Source organism: Streptomyces sp. yr375 (genome assembly GCF_900110755.1).
GTDB lineage: Bacteria > Actinomycetota > Actinomycetes > Streptomycetales > Streptomycetaceae > Streptomyces.
This window is the reverse complement of record NZ_FOFF01000014.1, coordinates 1-15,794: the sequence shown is the minus strand read 5'-3', so window position 1 is coordinate 15,794 and position 15,794 is coordinate 1. Positions and strand designations below refer to the sequence as shown.

At 71.5% G+C, this 15,794-nt stretch carries 10 protein-coding genes; 7 read left to right on the top strand and 3 right to left on the bottom strand.

From position 1 onward, the window contains the following. Positions 1-36: 36 nt before the first annotated feature. The 3 genes from BMZ82_RS16470 (at position 37) to BMZ82_RS16460 (ending at position 3,362) form a co-directional block, all read left to right on the top strand. Positions 37-1,233: an NAD(P)/FAD-dependent oxidoreductase gene (locus tag BMZ82_RS16470; RefSeq protein ID WP_093776338.1), complete on the top strand. Its 1,197-nt coding sequence runs from the start codon at positions 37-39 to the stop codon at positions 1,231-1,233. Positions 1,234-1,256: 23 nt separating this feature from the next. Further along, entirely contained in the window at positions 1,257-2,159 is a 903-nt protein-coding gene (locus BMZ82_RS16465) for an RNA polymerase sigma-70 factor (protein ID WP_093776336.1), read from the top strand. A gap of 180 nt (positions 2,160-2,339) precedes the next feature. After that, a complete protein-coding gene (locus BMZ82_RS16460; protein ID WP_093776334.1) occupies positions 2,340-3,362 on the top strand; it encodes a DUF5954 family protein in 1,023 nt (340 codons plus the stop codon). On the opposite strand, the gene BMZ82_RS16455 is transcribed toward BMZ82_RS16460, so the two are convergent. Continuing rightward, on the bottom strand, positions 3,346-4,182 hold the full coding sequence (locus BMZ82_RS16455) for a rhomboid-like protein (protein WP_371271231.1): 837 nt from the start codon (positions 4,180-4,182) through the stop codon (positions 3,346-3,348). The two genes, BMZ82_RS16460 and BMZ82_RS16455, sit on opposite strands and share 17 nt — an antisense overlap. A 227-nt stretch (positions 4,183-4,409) precedes the next feature. Between BMZ82_RS16455 and BMZ82_RS16450 the strand changes: the two genes are divergently transcribed. The 4 genes from BMZ82_RS16450 (at position 4,410) to BMZ82_RS16435 (ending at position 11,163) form a co-directional block, all read left to right on the top strand. Continuing rightward, positions 4,410-5,108, top strand: a complete 699-nt coding sequence (locus tag BMZ82_RS16450; protein WP_093776332.1) for a spermidine synthase family protein — start codon at positions 4,410-4,412, stop codon at positions 5,106-5,108. 122 nt (positions 5,109-5,230) lie between these two features. Beyond that, positions 5,231-5,968, top strand: a complete 738-nt coding sequence (locus tag BMZ82_RS16445) for a response regulator transcription factor (protein ID WP_093776330.1) — start codon at positions 5,231-5,233, stop codon at positions 5,966-5,968. Continuing rightward, positions 5,965-7,080 carry a sensor histidine kinase gene (locus tag BMZ82_RS16440; protein ID WP_093776328.1) on the top strand — a complete coding sequence of 372 codons (1,116 nt, stop codon included), beginning with the start codon at positions 5,965-5,967 and terminating at the stop codon, positions 7,078-7,080. Before BMZ82_RS16445 ends, BMZ82_RS16440 begins: the two co-directional genes overlap by 4 nt. Before the next feature lie 303 nt (positions 7,081-7,383). After that, a complete protein-coding gene (locus BMZ82_RS16435; protein WP_093776326.1) occupies positions 7,384-11,163 on the top strand; it encodes a multifunctional oxoglutarate decarboxylase/oxoglutarate dehydrogenase thiamine pyrophosphate-binding subunit/dihydrolipoyllysine-residue succinyltransferase subunit in 3,780 nt (1,259 codons plus the stop codon). 71 nt (positions 11,164-11,234) lie between these two features. Here BMZ82_RS16435 and fxsT read toward each other — a convergent pair whose 3' ends face one another. Together fxsT and BMZ82_RS16425 are read right to left on the bottom strand one after the other, a co-directional pair. Next, complete coding sequence (gene fxsT, locus BMZ82_RS16430) at positions 11,235-14,249, bottom strand: FxSxx-COOH system tetratricopeptide repeat protein (RefSeq protein ID WP_093776324.1); 3,015 nt, start codon at positions 14,247-14,249, stop codon at positions 11,235-11,237. 130 nt (positions 14,250-14,379) lie between these two features. Next, positions 14,380-15,794 (bottom strand): aKG-HExxH-type peptide beta-hydroxylase (locus BMZ82_RS16425; RefSeq protein WP_107487670.1); only part of this gene is annotated, 1,415 nt, incomplete at its 5' end.

Sequence of the window (15,794 nt, the reverse complement as noted above, 5' to 3'; positions counted from 1 at the left end):
AACACGAAGGAAACGAAGAACAACGGAGGAGACACCATGACCGACAACACCGAAGTGGTCGTGATCGGTGGCGGATACGCCGGTGTGATGGCCGCCAACCGGCTGACCCGGCGCGCCGACGTGAGCGTGACGCTGATCAACCCGCGCGCGTCCTTCGTCGAGCGGATCCGGCTGCACCAACTGGTCGGCGGGTCCCACGACGCGGTCGTCGGCTACGACCGCGTCCTGGCCAAGGGCGTCCGGCTGGTGGTCGACACCGTGGACCGGATCGACACGGCCGGGCGCGGTGTGACGCTGGCGGGCGGCGACACGGTCGGCTACGACTACCTGGTCTACGCGGTGGGCAGCGGCAGCGCCGACCCGGGCGTGCCCGGAGCGGCCGAGTTCGCCCACCCGATCGCCACCCTGGAGGAGGCGCACCGGCTGCGCGCGGTCGTGGCCGCCGCGCCCGCGTCGGCCCCGGTGACCGTCGTCGGGGCCGGTCCGACCGGTATCGAGACGGCCGCCGAGCTGGCGGAGGCGGGCCGCGCCGTGACCCTGGTGTGCGGCGGGGTGCTCGGCCCGTATCTGCACCCGCGCGGGCGGCGTTCGATCGCCGGGCGGCTGGCCGGGCTCGGGGTGACCGTGCTCGACGGCCCGGGCACGAAGGTGACGGCGGTGACACGCGACGCCGTACGCCTCGCCGACGGCCGCGAGCTGCCGAGCGCGGTGACCGTCTGGACCGCCGGTTTCGGCGTGCCGGACCTGGCCGCGCGCAGCGGACTGAGCACCGACGCCGCGGGCCGGCTGCTCACGGACGAGACGCTGACGAGCGTGGACGACGAGCGCGTCGTCGCCGCCGGGGACTCGGCCGCGCCGTCGGACCTGCCGTACCGGATGAGCTGCCAGTCCGCCGTGCAACTGGGCCCGCAGGCCGCCGAGACCGTGCTCAGCCGGCTCGCGGGCGAGCCGCCCGCGCCGGTCAGCGTGGGGTTCGCCGGCCAGTGCATCAGCCTGGGGCGACGCGCGGGCGTCTTCCAGTTCGCCCAGCGCGACGACACCGCCAACAGGTACCGTCTCGGCGGCCGCCCGGGCGCGAGGCTCAAGGAGTTCATCTGCAAGACCACCGTCTGGCAGTTGTCGTACGAGGCCCGCAAGCCCGGTGCGCACACCTGGTGGGCCACGGACGGCAAGCGTCCGCTCCTGCTCGCGGCCGAGCGCGACCAGGCGCCGGCCTCCGCCGACCGCGTCTGAACGACAGCAACGGAGGTCGAGACATGAACGACGGCGGCGCTGCCACCGACCCGGCGACCGAGACGTTCGTCGCCCACCGCAACCTGCTCTTCACCGTCGCCTACGAGATGCTCGGGTCGGCCGCCGACGCCGAGGACGTCCTCCAGGAGACCTGGCTGCGCTGGGTCGACGTCGACCTGACGCAGGTGCGCGACCAGCGCGCCTACCTGGTCCGGATCACCACCCGGCAGTCACTCAACCGGCTGCGCACGATGAGCCGCCGCAAGGAGGCGTACGTCGGGCAGTGGCTGCCGGAGCCGCTGCTCACCGCGCCCGACGTGGCCGAGGACGCGCTGCTCGCCGAGAGTGTGTCGATGGCGCTGATGCTCGTCCTGGAGACGCTGTCGCCGACCGAGCGCGCCGTCTTCGTCCTGCGCGAGGTCTTCGACGTCGGCTACGACGAGATCGCCGCCGCCGTCGACAAGAGCCCCGCCGCCGTCCGCCAGATCGCGCACCGCGCGCGTCGGCACGTCGACGCGCGCCGCCCCCGGCAGGCGGTGTCGCCCGGCGAGAGCAGGGCGGCGCTGGAGTCGTTCCGCCTCGCACTGGAGACGGGGAACCCGCAGCGCCTGCTCGACGTGCTCGCCCCGGAGGTCGTCCTGGTGAGCGACGGCGGCGGCATCAAGCAGGCGGCGCTGCGGCCCATCTCGGGCGCCGACAAGGTGACCCGCTTCATGATCGGCGGCCTCCGCAAGAACGCGGCCCCGATCACCGTCACGCCCACCGTGGTCAACGGCAATCCGGCACTCGTGGTCCGCCTGGGCGGGGAGATCGACGGCGTCCTGGCGCTCCGGGTCGAGGACGGTCGTATCGCCGGGCTCTACTACGTCCGCAACCCGGAGAAACTGTCCCGCGTCGGGTCCGAGACCCCGCTCACCCTGCGCTGAACCCCCGCCCGGCGGCACGCAGTAGACACGGAGGGACACGAGGGGGTGACGTGCGGCGGCCGGAGGGGCGCACCGGTCGGTGCCGCACGACCGGGCACGCCTCTCGCGCTCCCTCCCCGTACCCCGTCCACTTCCGGCATTCGACCCAAGGCGGCGCGCCGCCGCGACGACAATGCGCATATGACCGATGACTGGAAGCGACGACTCGACTCCCTCCACGCGGAGCTGGTCCGCCGCGACGATCCCGTCGCCTGGGTGACGGAGGCGGACGCCGTCGAGGCCTCCCGGCGCTATCCGCACATCGCGCTGCGCGGGCCCGTCTTCGGCGTCGCCGTGCGCGACCCGGCCGCCGCCGAGCCGGGCTGGCGGCTGCTGAAGGCGGTGGTGGACGGCATGCCCCAGCAGGCCCGGGACGGCCTGAACTCGTACCTGTGGTTCAAGGCGAAGGACGGCACCGACGATCCGGCCGTACGGCGTGAGCTGCTGGCGGCCGTGGCCGTGCTGGAGCGGGCCCCGGCCGACGAGGTGGCGGCCCTCGGCGTGCGCTACCGGGTGGTGCGCGGCGACGAGTTCGCCCGGACCGGCGACGACGGCCTGGAGCCGCCCCGGCCCACCGACCCGGAGCCGGTGGCCGTCTCCTGGGAGGAGGAGCAGGGCGCGGGCCCGTCGCCGGACGTGGGGTACGTCCTGGACCCCGGCCGCGACGAGGGTCCGATGGCGGGCGCCCTGCGGCTGGGCCTGCGCGACTTCGCGTACACCGGCGCCCGCTTCCCGGCCCACGTGCGCGCGGACTCCGTACGGGCGTCGCGGACGCACCCGGACGTGGTCCGGCTGCCCGTCGGCTTCTCGGTGGCCGAACGCGACGACACCGGCTGGACCCCGTGCGGCTCCCTGTCGGCGACCCCGCACGAGGCGCGCCGCTCGCTGTACGAGGGGATGGCCCGCGTCTGGGCGATGCTGTACCGCTTCGACGAGCGCAAGAAGGCCCTGTACGCGCGGGCCGCGGAGGCGTTCCGGGCGGCCGGGCGGGCCGACGAGGCGCGGGTGGAGGGGCGGCTGTTCCGGATCTGCCGCGTGGAGCGGATGGTCCGGCTCGGCCCGGACGGCCCGGAGCCGCCCCGCCCGTCGGACGTCGACGAGTACGGCCCGATGAAGCTGCACCCGACCCTGCGCGAGGACGGCACGGTCAAGTACGACGACTGACGGCCCACGCCCCCGCGGGCGACGGCCGCGGCCGGTGCCGGCGCCGCACCCACGGCCAGGTGGCGACGCCGATCGTCAGCGCGATCAGGTGGCCCCAGTTCGTCATCGGGTCGGTGAAGGCGATCAGGTCCTGGAGCAGCATCCCGCCGAACCCGGCCAGCAGCGGCCAGCGCAGCCAGGGGGCGAGCAGCCCGGCCAGGGCGCCGACGCTCGCGGCGACGCCGAAGCTGATGCCGTAGTCGAGGCGGTGCAGCGAGCTTTCGGGCAGGTCGCCCACCAGCACCGCCAGCCCCACCGGGACCTCGGTCGCGAGGGTGGCCAGGACATGCCCGAGCAGGAAGACGACGGCCGTACGGACGCCGCCTATGCGCCGCTCCAGGCTGCCGAGGACGACCAGGAAACCGAGCGTGAACGGCGACGCGAAACCGCCCGCCACCCACAGCGCGCTCGCCACCAGCACCAGCACCGGACTCTGCAGCAGATGCGCCACGTCGGTGCTGGAGCCCTGCTGCAGGGCGTACACCAGGTCGCTGTCGGCATACGCGGTGAAGACCGAGGTCCCGGCGAGCACGGCGGCGTAGCCAAGGGTGAAGGGAACCGGAATCCGCAACCGCCGACGAAGGCGGGGCCGGGGCCGGACGTCGGGGCTCGCTTCTACCGGCGGCAGGAGCTCGACCGCCGACGCGGGCTCGGCGGTTCTGGTGGGGCGCTGGCCCGGGATGGCGTCGAGCAGCCCGCTGACGTCGGGCAGCCCGCTGACGTCGGGCAGCGCGGACACGTCGGGCAGGGGTGGGGACTGGGGCGGTGCCGTGCTTTCCACCTGACGCGCTCCTTCCGTTTCACTCCACCTTTCGCGGCCCGGACACCCGCTGTCTGTGACCGACGCCACGCCTGGGCCGATTCACAGCAAGCTCTGAGACTTCTCTGTGCCGGCTCTCATGCAAGCCCGACCCACTCCCACACTTTTCCGAACAGTCGTTCGTCAACCTCCCCCGCCCGGCGGGGAATTCCCGCAACAATCCGTCAGCGAAGTGCCACGATGGACCGATGCCCATTCCGTACGACATCCCCGACGCACCCGAAGTCCTGGACCGTCGCGAGGGCCCCTACGGCGAGGTCGTCCTGCGCCGGCACGGGGAGTTGCTCCAGATCATCGCCAACGGCTGCTTCCTGATGGACACTTCGGACGGCCGCTCGGAGCGACTGCTGATCGACGCCGCACTGGCCGCGCTCAACTCCCGCCCCGGCAACGGCCGTTCGCCCGAGCTGCTGATCGGCGGCCTGGGCGTCGGCTTCTCGCTCGCGCACGCCGCCGCCGACCCCCGCTGGGGCCGCGTCACGGTCGTGGAGCGCGAACGGGCCGTGATCGACTGGCATCTGGACGGCCCGCTGGCCGCCGTCTCCGGACCGGCGCTCGCCGATCTCCGGACGAAGATCGTCGAAACGGATCTGCTCGACTACGTCAATGAGACATCCGACACGTTCGACGCGGTATGCCTCGACATCGACAACGGGCCCGGCTGGACCGTCACCGAGGGCAACGAAAGCCTCTACTCGACGGCCGGACTCGCGGGCTGCGCACGGGTGTTGAGACCAGGTGGGGTACTGGCCGTGTGGTCCGCCCGACCCTCTGCGGAATTCGAGGGAACCATGAGGAATGCCGGGTTCCAACAGGTGCGTACCGAAGAGATCCCGGTTGCCCGAGGCGTGCCGGACGTCGTGCATCTCGCCGTCCGACCTGGATAGCAAACCCGTGGTGACTCCCCGTACGCTGCACCCCTGACGCCGATCATTTACGCGTCAACCGCAGTCATGCGCAGACATGGGATCACCCCACTGGTTCCGGAAAGCACACTCAGGGGCGGGCGATGGAGCAGACACACACCGCACACAACAGCGCGACGGCGACCCAGGGCGCGCAGCGACGCGTCCTGGTGGTCGAGGACGACCCGACGATCGTCGACGCCATCGCGGCCCGCCTGCGCGCCGAGGGATTCCTCGTGCAAACGGCGGGGGACGGCCCCGCGGCCGTCGACACCGCCGAGGCCTGGCAGCCAGACCTGCTGATCCTCGACATCATGCTGCCCGGCTTCGACGGTCTGGAGGTCTGCCGCAGAGTGCAGGCCGCCCGTCCGGTGCCGGTGCTGATGCTCACCGCGCGCGACGACGAGACCGACATGCTGGTCGGGCTCGGCGTGGGCGCCGACGACTACATGACCAAGCCCTTCTCGATGCGGGAGCTGGCGGCCCGCGTGCACGTCCTGCTGCGCCGGGTGGAGCGGGCCGCGATCGCGGCGACGACCCCGCGCAGCGGGATCCTGCGGCTCGGCGAGCTGGAGATCGACCACGCGCAGCGCCGGGTGCGGGTGCGCTCGGAGGACGTGCACCTCACGCCCACCGAGTTCGACCTGCTGGTCTGCCTGGCGAACACCCCGCGCGCGGTGCTCTCCCGCGAGCAGCTCCTCGCCGAGGTCTGGGACTGGGCGGACGCCTCCGGCACCCGCACGGTCGACAGCCACATCAAGGCGCTGCGCCGGAAGATCGGCGCCGAGCGGATCCGTACGGTGCACGGCGTGGGCTACGCGCTGGAGACCCCGACGCCATGAGTTCCGGGCCGGACGGACCGAGAAGCCCCGCTCCCGGCTCCGGGGAGCCCTGGGGCCGGGTGCGCCCGTTCTCGGTGAAGACCAAACTGGGCGCGCTGGTCGTCATCTCGGTGCTGATCACCACCGGTCTGTCGATGATCGCGGTGCACACCAAGACGGAGCTGCGCTTCATCACGGTCTTCTCGATGATCGCCACGCTGCTCATCACGCAGTTCGTGGCGCACTCGCTGACCTCGCCGCTGGACGAGATGAACACGGTCGCCCGGTCCATCTCGCACGGCGACTACACCCGCCGGGTGCGCGAGAACCGCCGCGACGAGCTGGGCGACCTGGCCCAGACGATCAACGTCATGGCGGACGAGCTGGAGGCGCAGGACCGCCAGCGCAAGGAGCTGGTGGCCAACGTCTCGCACGAGCTGCGCACGCCCATCGCGGGTCTGCGCGCCGTCCTGGAGAACGTGGTCGACGGCATCGCCGAGGCGGACACCGAGACGATGCGCACGGCCCTGAAGCAGACGGAGCGGCTCGGCCGGCTGGTGGAGACGCTGCTCGACCTGTCGCGCCTCGACAACGGTGTCGTCCCGCTGCGCAAGCGGCGCTTCGAGGTGTGGCCGTATCTGTCGGGGGTGCTGAAGGAGGCCAACATGGTCGCCTCGGCGCGCGCCACCATGGGCTCGGGCGGCAACCACACGCGCACGGACGTCCATCTGCACCTGGACGTCACCCCGCCGGAGCTGACCGCGCACGCCGACCCGGAGCGCATCCACCAGGTCGTCGCGAACCTCATCGACAACGCCGTCAAGCACAGCCCGCCGCACGGACGGGTGACCGTGAAGGCGCGGCCCGGCCCGCTGCCGGAGTCGCTGGAGCTGGAGGTGCTGGACGAGGGTCCCGGCATTCCGCGCTCCGAGTGGCGCCGCGTGTTCGAGCGGTTCAACCGCGGCGCGGTCCGCCGGCCGCACGGTCCGGGCAGCGACGGCGGAACGGGACTGGGGCTGGCGATCGCCCGCTGGGCCGTCGATCTGCACGGCGGCCGGATCGGAGTGGCCGAATCCGAGCGGGGTTGCCGGATTCTTGTCACTCTTCCGGGAGAGTCATCCGGCCCAAGTTGACGTAAAGTTCGAAACGGAGCCACAAGATCCATGAGAGTCCGCGCTGACGGACACGTGTGATCAGGCGGTGGACCGGCCGCAGGTCGGACCGGATCCGGCCGTTCGGCATGCGCGACCTGCGCCGACATACTCTTTTTGACGCGCAACCGCGCTTGTTTCCCGCCATTTCCACCCCCGAAACACACTTTCCGATGTGACTTACGCGACGATGCACCTGCCTGGCCTGACCTTCCCCCTCTCAGGGGCGTAGCCTTTATTCCCGCTGTCCATCACCTTGTGAAGCGGAAGAGGGCGGTTGCCGCCGTGTCGCCACAGTCCCCCAGTAACTCGAACTTCTCGACCGACGCAGACCAAGCGGGCAAGAACCCCGCCGTCGCGTTCGGGCCGAACGAGTGGCTCGTCGACGAGATCTATCAGCAGTACCTCCAGGACCCGAATTCGGTAGACCGCGCCTGGTGGGACTTCTTCGCCGACTACAAGCCCGGGGCCGCCACGCCCTCGGCTCCGGCGGGTACTGCGGCCGCGGGGGCCGCAGCGACCACCACCACGTCCCCGGCGCCCGCCGCCCCCGCCGCTGCGGCTCAGTCGGCCCCCGCGGCTCCCGCGCCGGCCCCTGCCGCCGTCCCGGCTCCGGCGAAGGCGGCCCCGGCCGCCAAGCCCGCCGCCGCGAAGGCGGCGCCTGCCGCCGCCGCGCCGGCGACCGCTGCCGAGGGTCCGGAGTTCGTGACGCTGCGCGGCCCGGCCGCCGCGGTCGCCAAGAACATGAACGCCTCGCTGGAGCTGCCCACGGCCACGTCCGTGCGCGCCGTCCCGGTGAAGCTGCTGTTCGACAACCGCATCGTCATCAACAACCACCTCAAGCGCGCCCGGGGCGGGAAGATCTCCTTCACGCACCTGATCGGCTTCGCGATGGTGCAGGCCATCAAGGCCATGCCGTCGATGAACTGGCACTACGCGGAGAAGGACGGGAAGCCCACCCTCGTCAAGCCCGCGCACGTCAACTTCGGCCTGGCCATCGACCTGGTGAAGCCCAACGGCGACCGCCAGCTCGTCGTGGCCGGCATCAAGAAGGCCGAGACGCTGAACTTCTTCGAGTTCTGGCAGGCCTACGAGGACATCGTCCGCCGCGCCCGCGACGGCAAGCTGACGATGGACGACTTCACCGGTGTCACGGTCTCCCTGACCAACCCCGGCGGCCTCGGCACCGTCCACTCCGTGCCGCGGCTGATGCCCGGCCAGTCGGTCATCATGGGCGTCGGCTCGATGGACTACCCGGCGGAGTTCCAGGGCACCAGCCAGGACACCCTGAACAAGCTCGGCATCTCGAAGGTCATGACGCTCACGTCGACCTACGACCACCGGGTCATCCAGGGCGCCGCCTCCGGCGAGTTCCTGCGCGTCGTCGCCAATTTCCTCCTCGGCGAGGGCGGTTTCTACGACGAGATCTTCGAGGCGCTGCGCATCCCCTACGAGCCGGTCCGCTGGCTCAAGGACATCGACGCCTCGCACGACGACGACGTCACCAAGGCCGCCCGCGTCTTCGAGCTGATCCACTCCTACCGGGTCCGCGGCCACGTCATGGCCGACACCGACCCGCTGGAGTACCGCCAGCGCAAGCACCCCGACCTCGACATCACCGAGCACGGGCTGACGCTGTGGGACCTGGAGCGCGAGTTCGCCGTCGGCGGCTTCTCCGGCAAGTCCCTGATGAAGCTGCGCGACATCCTCGGCGTGCTGCGCGACTCGTACTGCCGCACCACCGGCGTCGAGTTCATGCACATCCAGGACCCCAAGCAGCGCCGCTGGATCCAGGACCGCATCGAGCGTCCGCACTCCAAGCCGGAGCGCGAGGAGCAGTTGCGCATCCTGCGCCGGCTGAACGCGGCGGAGGCCTTCGAGACCTTCCTGCAGACCAAGTACGTCGGCCAGAAGCGGTTCTCCCTGGAGGGCGGCGAGTCCGTCATCCCGCTGCTGGACGCCGTACTGGACAGCGCGGCCGAGTCGCGGCTCGACGAGGTCGTCATCGGCATGGCCCACCGCGGCCGGCTGAACGTGCTGGCGAACATCGTCGGCAAGTCGTACGCGCAGATCTTCCGCGAGTTCGAGGGCAACCTCGACCCGAAGTCGATGCACGGCTCCGGCGACGTGAAGTACCACCTGGGCGCCGAGGGGACCTTCACCGGCCTGGACGGCGAGCAGATCAAGGTCTCGCTGGCCGCGAACCCGTCCCACCTGGAGACGGTCGACCCGATCATCGAGGGCATCAGCCGCGCCAAGCAGGACATCATCAACAAGGGCGGCACGGACTTCACCGTCCTGCCGGTCGCCCTGCACGGCGACGCGGCCTTCGCGGGCCAGGGCGTGGTGGCCGAGACCCTGAACATGTCGCAACTGCGCGGCTACCGCACCGGCGGCACGGTCCACATCGTCATCAACAACCAGGTCGGCTTCACCGCCGCCCCGGAGTCCTCGCGCTCGTCGATGTACGCGACGGACGTGGCGCGGATGATCGAGGCCCCGATCTTCCACGTGAACGGCGACGACCCCGAGGCCGTCGTGCGCGTCGCACGCCTCGCCTTCGAGTTCCGTCAGGCGTTCAACAAGGACGTGGTGATCGACCTCATCTGCTACCGCCGCCGCGGTCACAACGAGTCGGACAACCCGGCCTTCACCCAGCCACTGATGTACGACCTGATCGACAAGAAGCGCTCGGTGCGCAAGCTGTACACCGAGTCCCTGATCGGTCGCGGCGACATCACCCTGGAAGAGGCCGAGCAGGCGCTCCAGGACTACCAGGGGCAGCTCGAGAAGGTCTTCACGGAGGTCAGGGAGGCCGTCACCGCGCAGGCCGCCACCGGCCCGGTGTCGGACCCGCAGGCGGAGTTCCCGGTCGCCGTGAACACCGCGATCTCCACGGAGACCGTCAAGCGGATCGCCGAGTCCCAGGTCAACATCCCCGACTCCTTCCACGTCCACCCGCGTCTGCTGCCGCAGTTGCAGCGCCGGGCGACGATGGTCGAGGACGGCACCATCGACTGGGGCATGGGCGAGACCCTCGCCGTCGGCTCCCTCCTGCTGGAGGGCACCCCGGTCCGGCTGTCCGGCCAGGACTCGCAGCGCGGCACGTTCGGCCAGCGGCACGCGGTCCTCATCGACCGTGAGACGGGCGAGGAGCACACCCCGCTCCAGTACCTCGCCGAGGACCAGGCCCGCTACAACGTCTACAACTCCCTGCTGTCCGAGTACGCGGTCATGGGCTTCGAGTACGGCTACTCGCTGGCCCGCCCCGACGCGCTCGTGATGTGGGAGGCGCAGTTCGGCGACTTCGTCAACGGCGCGCAGACGGTCGTCGACGAGTACATCTCGGCCGCCGAGCAGAAGTGGGGCCAGACGTCCGGCGTCACGCTCCTGCTCCCGCACGGCTACGAGGGACAGGGCCCGGACCACTCCTCGGCCCGTGTCGAGCGCTTCCTCCAGCTCTGCGCCCAGAACAACATGACGGTCGCGATGCCCACGCTGCCGTCGAACTACTTCCACCTCCTGCGGTGGCAGGTGCACAACCCGCACCACAAGCCGCTGGTCGTCTTCACCCCGAAGTCGATGCTGCGTCTGAAGGCCGCCGCGTCGAAGGCGGAGGAGTTCACCGAGGGCCAGTTCCGCCCGGTCATCGGCGACGCGTCGATCACCGACCCGGCGGCCGTGAAGAAGGTCGTCTTCTGCACCGGCAAGGTCTACTACGACCTGGACGCCGAGCGGAACAAGCGCGGGATCACGGACACGGCGATCATCCGCCTCGAGCGGTTGTACCCGCTGCCGGGCGCCGAGGTGCAGGCCGAGGTCAACAAGTACCCGGGCGCCGAGAAGTACCTGTGGGTCCAGGAGGAGCCGGCCAACCAGGGCGCCTGGCCGTTCATCGCCCTGAACCTGATCGACCACCTCGACCTCGCGGTCGGCGCGGAGGTCCCGCACGGCGAGCGCCTGCGCCGCATCTCGCGGCCGCACGGCTCGTCGCCGGCGGTGGGTTCCGCGAAGCGGCACCAGGCCGAGCAGGAGCAGTTGGTGCGCGAGGTGTTCGAGGCGTAGTCCTCACCACCTCACCCGCTACGGGCGAAGGGCCCGCCTCCGGAGGTTTCCGGGGGCGGGCCCTTCGGCGTTCAGGTCGTCTGGGGTTCGAAGTCCCAGTACGGCCGGTTGCGGGAGCGTGCCGTGATGGTGTGGACGTGCTGCTTGCCCAAGGTCGCCTCCAGGTCCGAGAGGGCCTCCTGCTCGACCTTCTCGGACTGCCGGCGGTCGCGCAGCCCGCGCAGGTCGGCCGCGTACGCGATGCGGGCCGACAGGGTCAACGGGTGGGTGCGCCCGAGCAGTTCGGCGGCCCGGGTCGCGGTGTCCCGGCTGAGCGTGGCCGCGCTCTCGGTGTCGCCGACGAGGTTGCGCAGCGCCGAGGCGTTGAGGGCGCAGCCCAGGCTCCAGGGGTGGTTCTCCCCGACCGCCTCCGTCATGGCGGCCAGCGCCTGCTCGATGAGGACGTGGGCGTGGTCCCGTTCGCCCACGTTGCGCAGGATGAGCGCCTGGTTGGCGCGGGCTCCGGCGACGAAGGGGTGGGCGTCGGCGAGCATCACCTCGTAGGCCGCCACGACGGCCTCGCTCAGCTCCCGGGCCTGGTCGATGTCGCCATGCTCGCGGGCGAAGCAGCTCTGGGCGCAGGCGAACATGAGGGTCCACGGGTGGGACTCGCCCATCACCCGCTCGCCGCTCTCCAGGACGGTGCTGAAGAGCTCCCCGGCCCTGGCGCGTTCGCCGTTGCGGTACTGGCACAGGGCGAGGTTGTACTCGGCCTTCAGGGTCTGCGGGTTGCTGTCCCCCATCACGATCCGGTTGTCGCGGACGCTCTGCGACTGGATCGACTCGGCCTCGGTGTACCGGCCGAGCAGGCGCAGGTCGATCGAGTAGGAGATCTGGGAGTCGAGCGTCCAGGGGTGGCGGCCCTTCAGGACCAGCCGCCGCGCCTCCATGACCTGGCGGTCGATGTCCAGCGCGTCCTGGTAGGCGCCGAGCAGGCGCAGCGAGACGGCCACGTTGTTGCGGGCGTTCAGGGCGCGGGAGTCCTGCTCGCCGAGCAGCTCGTGGTAGGCGACCTGGGTCCACCGGGACAGTTCGAGCGCCTCGTCGTAACGGCCGAGGCCCCGCAGGTCGGCGGCGAGGCCGCTGGCGAAGCGCAGGTGCTCCAGGTCCTGCGCGCCGCGTTCCTCACGGAGTTGTTCGACGGCGGCGCGGTCGAGGGCCTCGGTGCGCGTGTACTCGCCGCCGGCGCGCAGCACGTTGACGTAGTGGAAGGTCAGTTCCCAGATCCGCGGGTGGCTGTCGCCGAGCAGGGAGCGCCAGGCCTCCATGGCGCGTTCGCCGAGCTTGCTGCCGGCCACGTACTCGCCGGAGAAGTACATGTAGCGCAGGCAGTTGAGCACCAGGCTCTGGACGTTGGGGTCGCGGCTCTGGAGGACGTCCGCGTACTTCAGGTGCGGCGCGATCTCGGCGTACCGGGGCCACAGGCGGGTGTCGGTGGGGCGGCGCGGATCGGCGGCGGCCAGGGCCTGGCGTACGACGTCGATGAACTCGGCGCGGTCCGCGTCCGGCATGTCCTTCTGGACGATCTGGTGGACCATGCGGTGCAGGTAGAGGGACTCGCCGGAGGAGGCGGCCGTCTCGTCGCCGAGGGTCTCGTGGGACTCCAGGCGCACCACGGAGTACTGGCGGAGCTGGCTGATCGCCTTGTTCCACAGCAGCGGGTCGTTGAGCAGTCCGGCGATCTGCTCGGGCAGGTCGCCGCTCGGCATCTCCTTGAGGAGGCGTACGGGGATGAAGCCGGGCGCGAAGAACGTGCACAGCCGCAGCAGGTCGACGGACTCGGGGACGGACTCGCGGAGTTTGTTCAGCAGTATCGACCAGGCGGTCTGGAAGGCGAGCGGGAAGTCCACGGAGACCTTCACGACGTCCTGGTCGATGCCGCCTTCCAGGAGGCCGATGTACTCCTGCACGGACAGGTCCGAGTCGTTGAGCCAGCCCGCGGTCTGGTCCAGCAGCAGCGGGAGGTCCTCCAGTGCCTCGGCGAGCTGGTCGGCCTCCTGCTCGTCGAGTCGTGGGGCGCGGCGGCGGATGAACGCCACCGACTCGTCGCGTGCGTACACCGGCACCTCCAGGAGCATGCTGTTGTGCTCGCTCCACTCGGGGTTGCGCGAGGTGATGATCACGTGCCCGGGGCCGGTGGGCACCAGGTCCCAGATCTGGTCGGGTTCGTCCGCGCCGTCGAGGATCAGCAGCCAGCGCGCGTAGGGGTCGCCGCGGCGCAGCGAGTCGCGTACCGCGCGCAGCCGTTCGCCGTACTCCTGGCCGGTGCGCAGGCCGAGTTTGGGGGCGAGTTCGGCGAGCAGGCGGCGGTAGGTGACGCGTTTCTCGGCGTTCACCCACCACACGACGTCGTACTCGGAGCCGAAGCGGTAGACGTACTCGGCGGCGAGCTGGGTCTTGCCCACCCCCGACATGCCGTGGAACGTGACCACGCCGGCGCCGGGCGCGGCGCCCTGCAACTGGTGGTAGGCGTCGTTGAGGATCGGCTCGCGGCCGGTGAAGCGGGTGTTGCGGCGCGGGACGCCGCCCCACACCTCGGGCATCGACGCGGGGAAGCGCGGGGCGCGCCGCTCGACCTCCGCGGGCTCCGGGAGCGGGCCCGCGGGCACGCCGAGCCGGTCCAGCAGGCGCCGCTCGGCCTCGTCGGCGCCCACGTTGATCAGTTCGGCCGGGGCGAGGACGGCGGCGGCGGAGGGCACGGCCGCGGTGGTGACGGAGACGGCGGCGAAGCGGGACGGGTCGGGGGCTACGACCTCGCCCAGCGCCGCGTTCCACTCCTCGCGGGTGCGCGGCCCGAGTTGGAAGTACCACTCGCTGACGACGACGAGGATGCGGCCCTCGGCCATTTTCAGATGGCGCAGCAGGTCCACGAGGGGGATCTCGGCCGGGGAGTCCCAGCGCTGGAACACCACGCGCAGTCCCCGGCGCTCCAGCCGGTCGCCGATCCAGGCCGCCCAGGCGCGGTTGAACCCGGCGAAGCTGATCGTGACGGTCTGTTTCGCCGCCTCCCCCACGGTCGTCCCGACCGGCGTACGAGCTCCAGACATGCAGCGGCCTCCAGCGCGTAGTCCACAAAAATCCTAGAACCTCGGCGCATCGCTGGTAAGTGCGGCGGGCCCGCGAACGACACCTCGGCGCGACGATCTTTCCGCAGTGGACGGCTCGGCGCGGGTATCTTCACCCATTCGGCCACAGCGTGGACGAGGTCTGACGCCGCGTCCACAACGTGCGCGCGGCCTTCAGGTACGCCTGGGCGCGGGCCGTGTGTCCCCGGGGGGCGGGATCCTCGGCCATGCGTTCGTACGCGGTGGCCATGGCGTCGACGAACCGCCGTCCCCGGGGGGTGAGATGCAGCGATCCGACCAGGGCGGGCAGGACCGCCCCGACCTGGGCGCGGTAGCGGGCGTGCTGGGCCCATGCCGACTCCTGGTGCGCGGGGTCCGCGGCGAGCGCGCGGCGCTGGAAGAAGTCCGCGAGCCCCAGATGCGCGTACGCCCCTTGCAGGAGGCCGTCGAACGGGCGGGGGTCGGGTCTCCAGGGTGCGAAGTACCGGGCGTCCGGCCCGGCCTGATGGAGGATCGCCATGTCGCTGAGCGCGGCCAGTTTCGCGTGCTGGAGTTCATGGACGAGGGCTCCGGCGAAGGCCACCGGTGAGGACGGGGTGCTGCTCAGCAGCGCGCCGAACGCGTCACGCCGGGTCGCGCTGCATCCGCCGTGGCCGTCCGCGCCCGGCGGCATCTCCAGCGGCACCAGGCACCGCAGCAGCGCGAGCGCCTCCGTCAGCCGCTGCTCGCCGCCCGAACGCAGCGCGGCGGCCGTCCCCGACCACGCCTGGAGCCACCGCTTCCGCTCCGGATCGTCGAGCGTCGTGGGCGCGCTCAGCGCACGGTGACGGGGATCGCCGCGAGCCGTGCGGTACGGGTCGAGGTCGTCCAGGGACATGGGGGCGGCCTCGGGCACGAGTCCGGGCAGCGCGTACGCCGGGGTCCACGCGAGGGCGCCGGACCAGGCGCCGAGCCCGCGCTCCAGGAACACGGTCGCGTCCGGCGCGTCGGGCTGGCGGAGTGTCACGCGGCCTTGCCGGAAAACCGCCCGGACCGGTGTGTCGCCCGCTGTGGTGGTGTGCAGGGTCCCGAGGGACGGCAGGTTGAGGACTCCGTCGTGGGCCGTCAGCTCGGCGTCGAAGGGGATCCCGGCGCGAGCGGCGGCGACAGCGGCAAGGGCACTGAAGTGAGCGAGGGCACGCCGGAGTTCACGGGCGCTGTCGGGTGTGGGCGGCCCATCAGCCGGGTCCAGTCCACGCAGACAGGCCAGGGCCCAGGGTCCGGTGAGGGGGTACAGGAGCCGGGCTCGCGCGAAGGAGGCGGAGGTGGGGGCGAAGGGGGCGGGGGTGCCAGGTGTTCGGGGGCTGGGCGGTGTGGCGGGGTGCGTGGGGTTGCCGGGGGGCTGCGGGGCGGGGGGTGCGAGGCGGTTGGTGGGGTTGCCGGGGGCGGGCGGCGCGAGGCGGTCGGTGAGGTTGCCGGGTGCCCGAGAGCCGGGCGGCACCGCACGGTCCGCGAGGCGGTCGGTGAGGTTGCCGGGTGCCCGAGAGC

Coding starts and splice junctions, on each gene's coding strand:
- BMZ82_RS16470 (WP_093776338.1), top strand. CDS start 37: ATGACCGACAACACCGAAGTGGTCGTGATCGGTGGCGGATACGCCGGT.
- fxsT (WP_093776324.1), bottom strand. CDS start 14,249: ATGTCTGGAGCTCGTACGCCGGTCGGGACGACCGTGGGGGAGGCGGCG.
- BMZ82_RS16440 (WP_093776328.1), top strand. CDS start 5,965: ATGAGTTCCGGGCCGGACGGACCGAGAAGCCCCGCTCCCGGCTCCGGG.
- BMZ82_RS16465 (WP_093776336.1), top strand. CDS start 1,257: ATGAACGACGGCGGCGCTGCCACCGACCCGGCGACCGAGACGTTCGTC.
- BMZ82_RS16450 (WP_093776332.1), top strand. CDS start 4,410: ATGCCCATTCCGTACGACATCCCCGACGCACCCGAAGTCCTGGACCGT.
- BMZ82_RS16445 (WP_093776330.1), top strand. CDS start 5,231: ATGGAGCAGACACACACCGCACACAACAGCGCGACGGCGACCCAGGGC.
- BMZ82_RS16460 (WP_093776334.1), top strand. CDS start 2,340: ATGACCGATGACTGGAAGCGACGACTCGACTCCCTCCACGCGGAGCTG.